Below are 5914 nucleotides of genomic sequence, written 5' to 3'. Positions count from 1 at the left end.
GCTCTGACGCCTGTCAGGCCGCAGATACCCCGCACTCAGCGGTTTCGGTTTTGGTTTCGGGGGTGGGTCAGGGGTAGCTGACCACCTGGGACCGCTGCGTGCCCTGCTGGACCGCGCCACCGGTGCCGTTGATGACGTGGTTGATGCCGCCCGAGCCGTTGAGGAAGATGGCGGTCAGCGACCGGAACGTCACGCCCGGGGTGTCCGGCGCCTGGATACCGGACTCCAGGCGGATGTCCTGGCCCTGGTTGAAGAACGAGTACGTCCCGGTGCCGATCGCGGAGTGGTTCTGCACGTCGTCGGCGACCCGGTAGGCGGCGTAGCCGAGGCGGTCGCCGTCCATCCACGCGGCCTGGTTCGGCACGTCGTAGGGGATCTCGTTCTGGTAGAAGAGCGTCTGACCGTCCTCGCCGTTCCAGATGGTCTGCTCCTCCTGGTAGTGCTCCACGAACAGCCCCGTCGCCGTGACGCGGTCACCGTTGACGACGACGCCGTGGGCGCCGGTGTTGACGTCCCAGCCGATGCCGTTGCCGTGGTCGCCGCGCCAGGCCCAGATGTGGTCCAGGAGCGTGTCGGGGCTGTTCACCTCGATGGAGGTGACGGCTTTGCCCGCCCAGGGGCCGCCCACGCGGACGAAGACGTCGGTCAGCGTGGTCGGGTCGGCGGCGTCGGAGACGGTGGCCCCCTGCGGGCCGACCTGGATGAGTGTCTCCGACTCGGGGACGTTGGCGTCGGCGGTGATGCCGGCGATCTTGACGCCCGCCACGTCGCCGACCTCGACGACGGCGTTGCCTGCGGTCGGGGTGAGCGAGGCGTAGCCCAGGCCGAGCACGACGGTGTCGGCGCGGTCGATGGCCAGGGGCGCGTCGAGCTCGTACACGCCGGGGGTCAGGACGAGGTTCTTGCCGCTGGCGAGCGCGGCGTTGATCGACGCGGCGTCGTCCGTGCCCTCCTTGGCGACGTAGAAGTCGGAGATGCCGATCGACTGGCCGGCGTCCGATCCGGTGGACCAGTCGGTGCCGCTGCTGTCCGTCTTGGCGTTCGGCACGAACACGGACAGCTCGCCGTTGTCGCCCCGGTACAGGAAGGGAGCCTCGCGGCTGACCGGCGTGGAGCCGACGGTCGTCGTCACGCCGACGTTCTCGCCCACCGGCTGGCCGAAGTTGGTGGCGGGTGCGCCCTGGACCCCGGCGAAGACCATGTTCCACACGCCGCCGTCCCAGGCGCCCACCTCGGAGTTGCGGGTGAACCACTGCTGCTGGGAGCCGGACACGATGGTGCCGGAGACACGTGAGTTGGCGAGATAGCCGCCCGAGGCGAACTCGCCGTACCGGCCGAAGATCGTCAGGTTGCCCTGGATGTCCATGCGGCGCATGGGCGCCGCCTGCGAGACGGCGAACCGCATCTGGTGCGGCTCGGTCACGCCCGCGGGGTACGGCAGGGCCGCGTCCTCGCCGACGGGGCGCTGGATCGGGTTGATGCCCATGTTGGAGATCGACCGCCAGAAGCGGGTCAGGGAGCCGGGGTCGGCGCAGGCCCAGGGCTGGCTCGGGCAGCCCACCACGGGCTCCACGTGCAGGGCGCCGTTGATGTGGACGTCGTCGGGCTGCGCGCCGAGGCCCGCGATCGACTCGTAGTAGCCCACGTGGGCGTTGACGATCCCGGTGGCCGTGGCCGGGTCGTCCTGGCCGGCGGCGCTCCCGTAGGTGCCGGGCTCGAAGAAGACCTGGTGCCGGTTCTGGCTGAACTCCGCCTCGTCGTTCACCGTGTCGAGGAAGGAGTTGATCTGGTCAGCGGTCCACGACTCGTCGATGAACGTGACGTTGGGGCCGAAGTCGGGGTCGGCGGCCGCCTTCTTCGGCTTGGGCGTCTTCGGCTTGGTGGGCTTGTGCTTGCCGGGCTGGTGCGCGGCGGGCTGGTGCGCGGCCGGTCCGGCCTGCTTCGTCGCGGAGGCCTTTGCCATGGCCCTGCCTTCGGCGGCGGTCGGTGCGGCCGAGGCGGGTAGCGCCGTGACCGCGGCTCCCGCGGCGAGCGATGCTGCGACCGCCGCGACGGCGGCGCCGCGCAGGGTGGTGCGAAGTGTCCTCATCGACAGTTCCTTACGTGCTCGGGGCAGGCCGGCCGAGGCCGGGCGTGCTGCCGTGCGGGTGCGCCCGGGCGAGCGCCCAGCCAGGCTAGCCGCCGGTCACTGACATGTCGGTAAGTAGTTTCCGCACGCTCCGGGTCACGGTGAACCGCCGGTCCTGGGCCACGTGCTCGGTGGGCCCGACGGCGCGCTCCAGCGCGCGGCGGTAGTGCAAGCCCGTGTTGAAGACGGTCCACAGCTCGCCGCCGTCGCGCAGCACGCGGCCCGCCGTGGCGAACATCCGGTGCGCCGCGTCGGTGCTCAGCGCGGCGCGGTCGTGGAAGGGCGGGTTGAGCAGCACCAGGTCGGCCGAGCCGTCGGGGATCGGGAGCAGTGCCCCGGCGTCGTCCCGCACGATCCCGGCCGCGCGGACGCCGTTCGCGGCGAGCGTCGCCCCGGCCGAGTCGCAGGCGGCCCGGCTCCGGTCCGACGCGATCACGTGCGCGGTGGGGTACCGGAGGCCGAGGACGGCGGCGAGGATGCCGGTGCCGCACCCGAGGTCGACCGCGACCGGGTGGGCGTCCATGCCGGGGACCGGCACCGCGGTGGTGTCAGACGTGTCAGACGTGGAGGTCACCGGGGGGACCTGGAGGTCTGACAGGTGGGGCCAGCGGTGCGCCTGGGCCAGGAGGAAGCGCGTGCCGTGGTCCAGGGTGGCGCCGGCGAACGCGGCGCCGTGCGCGACGACGGTGAGGCCCGCGGGCCGGTCCTGGCCGGCGGCGTCCTGGGCTTGGCCTTCCGGGGCGGTACCGGGCGGGGCGATCGCGTCGAGGATCTCCTGGTCGGTCAGCCGCGCCGTGACGGGGTAGGTGAGCGGCCCGACGTCGGCCCGCGGCTCACGCGCGACCAGCAGCCGCGACTTCTGCCGGGCGAGCGACGCGCTGACCTGAGTGAACGATGCGCCGAGCACGTCGTTCATCGCGTGCGTCATGTGCTTGACCCGGCCGCCCGCGAGGAGCGTGACCGACGGGTCGGCGTACCGGGCCACGTGCTCGGCGATCTCGGTCAGCTCCGCGAGCGACGCCGGGAGCTGGAGCAGCACGAGGCGGGCGCCCTCGAACAGTCGGGGCTCCAGCCGGTCGTGCTGGGTGAACCCCAGCCCGGCCGGTTCGTGCGGGACGGGAACGCTCGCAGCGGCCCGGGCACGCCCGTCCCACAGGGCCTTGCTCACCAGGCTGGAGTTGGCGGAGAGCGCCGCCTCGGCCGTGACCGCGTCCATCTGGGTGCGGACCTTGTGAGCCCCGCTCGCCAGCGCGCCCAGGGTCAGCGCGCCGAACCGGTCACCGACCACCACGACGTCGTCGGGGAACTCACGGACGAGCGCGGCGGCCTCGTCGAGCAGGAGCCGGTCGGTCGCGTCGGCCGCGACCGGGCCGTCGGCCCGCGACCCGTCCTCGGGGTACGGCCGCAGCCGCGCGAGGACGGCCTCCACCTCGGGGCTCACCGCGCGGAGCGGGCCTTCTTCTCCGCGGCCTTGCGGGCCTCCTCGACGCGCTCCTCCTCGGCCCGCACCTGCTCGGCCGTCTGGCGCTCCTGCGCCAGCCACTCCGGCGGGTTGTCGCGCAGCTCGTTGATCTGCTCGGTGGTCAGCGGGTCGGTGATGCCGCCGCGGGCCAGGCCGGCGATCGAGATGCCGAGGCGGCCGGCGACGACGGGCCGCGGGTGCGGGCCGTTGCGACGCAGGTCGGCCAGCCACTCGGGCGGGTTGGTCTCCAGCTCCTCGAGCTCCGCGCGCGAGATCGGGGTGTCCTGGAACTCCTGCGGCGTGGCAGGCAGGTAGACGCCGAGTCGCTTGGCGGCGTTGGACGGCTTGAACCGCTGCGAGGCGAAGGAGGAACTCATGTTCCCAGGGTATCGGGGTGCGCCCGCCGCGCTCTCCATGGCGGGCGTGATCCTCGCCGCTCGTGGCCGCTCGTGCGAGGGGCGATCGACCCCGGGCCCCGTAGCCTGGGGGCGTGAACCAGCCCGTACCCGACGTCGGACCCGCCGCTCCCGAGGAGGTCCCTGACGAGACCGCCGACGAGGCTTTCGACGAGACCTCCGACGCCGAACCCGATGCCGAAGCCGACGGCCGGCCCCGCTTCCGCCTCGCCTACGTGCCTGGCGCGACGCCGGGCAAGTGGGCGAGCGTGTGGCACGAGCGGCTGCCCGACGTGCGCCTGGAGCTGGTCCAGGTCGAGGCCGGCGCGGTCGCGGCCGCGCTGGAGTCGGGCGACGTGGACGCCGCTATCGGCCGTCTCCCGGTGGACAAGGACGTGTTCTCCGCGATCCCGCTCTACGAGGAGTCGTCGGTGGTCCTCTTCTCCCGGGACCACCTGCTCGCCGCCCTCGCCGACGACGAGACCGTCTCCGCCGGCGACATCGCGCAGGACCCCGTCTGGGTGCCCGGCGACGACGTCCTGTTCACCGGAGGCCGCACCGTCCCGGGCACGGTGCCGGCGGACCCGGACGGCAACCCGCTGGAGCGGGTCCCGACCACCGCCGACGTCGTCGCGACCGTCGCCGCGAACGTCGGGGTGGCCGTGCTGCCGATGTCGCTGGCGCGGCTGCACCGCCGCAAGGACGTGACCTACCGTCCGCTCTCCGACGGGCCGACGGCGCCGGTGGGCCTGGTCTGGCCGATCGAGCGCACCACGGACCTCGTCGAGGAGCTCATCGGGATCGTCCGGGGGCGCACGGTCAACAGCTCACGCGGCCGGGGCGCGCCGTCGTCCCGCCCGGGGGCGGACGGGACGTCCGCCGATGCGCCGACAGCGAAATCCGCCCGGAACGGGGTGAAGAAATCCTCGAAGAGCGTGTCAGGGGCCAAGAAGCGGTCTGGTACGGGGCGAGGTACGGCTGCTGGCGGAGGCCGAGGGGGTGCCCAGCGCGGCAAGGGCGGGCGTTCCGCGCCACAAGGAAAGAAAAAAGGCAAAGGTCGGTAGAGCGTAAGAAAAGTCGTTGTAAGGTATTTTACTGAGATAAGCGGATATTGGCGATCTGCGCCATTGTCGCTACGCTCCGGGAATCGTGCTCGACGTCGGGCACACCTGCCCCATCCCTTTCCCGAAGGAGCGCTCAGTGCGCAAGATGACCGTCCTGGGAGCATCCGCGCTCCTCGTCGCGGGACTTCTGGTCCCCTCGACCGCCGCGTTCGCCGCGCCGGTCGCCGGCGCTCCTGTCGCGACCACCGGCTCGGCCACCTGCCCGAAGGACGGCAAGGTCGACGTCAGCGGTGAGCACACCACCCTGGTGGTCACCGCGCCCGACGGCTACCTCATCACCGGCTACTGCGTGAAGGCGGGCTCCGCCAACCAGGGCCTCGGCCCCGAGGACGTGGTCGTCGACCCGCCCGCGGCCGAGGTGACGATCTCGCACTCGTCCGGCAAGGCGATCAGCCACTACACGCTCATCACGGTCAAGGCCGAGCCGACGCCGGAGCCGAGCGTGCCGGGCGAGGAGCCGACGGTGCCGGGCGAGGAGCCCGGTGAGGAGCCGACCGACGGCACCGGCACCGAGCCGTCGGAGCCCGCCGTCGAGGAGCCCGAGGCAGGGGAGCCCGAGGAGGGCAACGCGCCGGCCGAGGAGTCCGCCCCCGCCACGGGCGTCGACGCCACTGCGTCCCCCTCCGCGGAGGAGCCCGGCGAGCTCGCCGCGACCGGTGCCAGCACCGTCATCGGCTTCACGCTGATCGCGCTCGCACTCGTCGGCGGTGGCGTGACCCTGCTCGTGCTGCGGCGCAAGGGCGCGCTCAGCAGCTGAGCAGCCCGTACACCACCACAGCAGCAGGGCGGGTCGGGACCGGAGCAC

5 protein-coding genes are annotated in these 5914 nt (G+C 72.7%); 2 read left to right on the top strand and 3 right to left on the bottom strand.

The annotated features are described in order from the left end of the window. Positions 1-67 precede the first annotated feature (67 nt). The 3 genes from ACFWEJ_RS26485 to ACFWEJ_RS26475 form a co-directional block, all read right to left on the bottom strand. Complete coding sequence (locus ACFWEJ_RS26485) at positions 68-2089, bottom strand: adenylyl cyclase (RefSeq protein WP_377232160.1); 2022 nt, start codon at positions 2087-2089, stop codon at positions 68-70. A gap of 85 nt (positions 2090-2174) precedes the next feature. After that, positions 2175-3569, bottom strand: a complete 1395-nt coding sequence (locus tag ACFWEJ_RS26480; protein ID WP_377232159.1) for a class I SAM-dependent methyltransferase — start codon at positions 3567-3569, stop codon at positions 2175-2177. Further along, the gene (locus ACFWEJ_RS26475) at positions 3566-3967 is read right to left on the bottom strand and encodes a DUF5997 family protein (RefSeq protein WP_377232158.1); all 402 of its coding nucleotides are present in this window, start codon (positions 3965-3967) and stop codon (positions 3566-3568) included. Before ACFWEJ_RS26475 ends, ACFWEJ_RS26480 begins: the two co-directional genes overlap by 4 nt. A gap of 113 nt (positions 3968-4080) precedes the next feature. Between ACFWEJ_RS26475 and ACFWEJ_RS26470 the strand changes: the two genes are divergently transcribed. Both ACFWEJ_RS26470 and ACFWEJ_RS26465 read left to right on the top strand, forming a co-directional pair. Continuing rightward, positions 4081-5049 (top strand): LysR family substrate-binding domain-containing protein, encoded by a 969-nt coding sequence (locus tag ACFWEJ_RS26470; RefSeq protein WP_377232157.1) that lies wholly within the window; start codon positions 4081-4083, stop codon positions 5047-5049. A 136-nt stretch (positions 5050-5185) separates the two neighbouring features. Next, on the top strand, positions 5186-5866 hold the full coding sequence (locus tag ACFWEJ_RS26465) for an LPXTG cell wall anchor domain-containing protein (RefSeq protein WP_377232156.1): 681 nt from the start codon (positions 5186-5188) through the stop codon (positions 5864-5866). Positions 5867-5914 lie beyond the last annotated feature (48 nt).

Origin of the sequence: Promicromonospora sp. NPDC060204 (genome assembly GCF_042728455.1) — a bacterium.
Taxonomy (GTDB): domain Bacteria; phylum Actinomycetota; class Actinomycetes; order Actinomycetales; family Cellulomonadaceae; genus Promicromonospora.
Note: the sequence above shows the minus strand (reverse complement) of the source record. Positions and strands in the feature narration are given on the sequence as shown.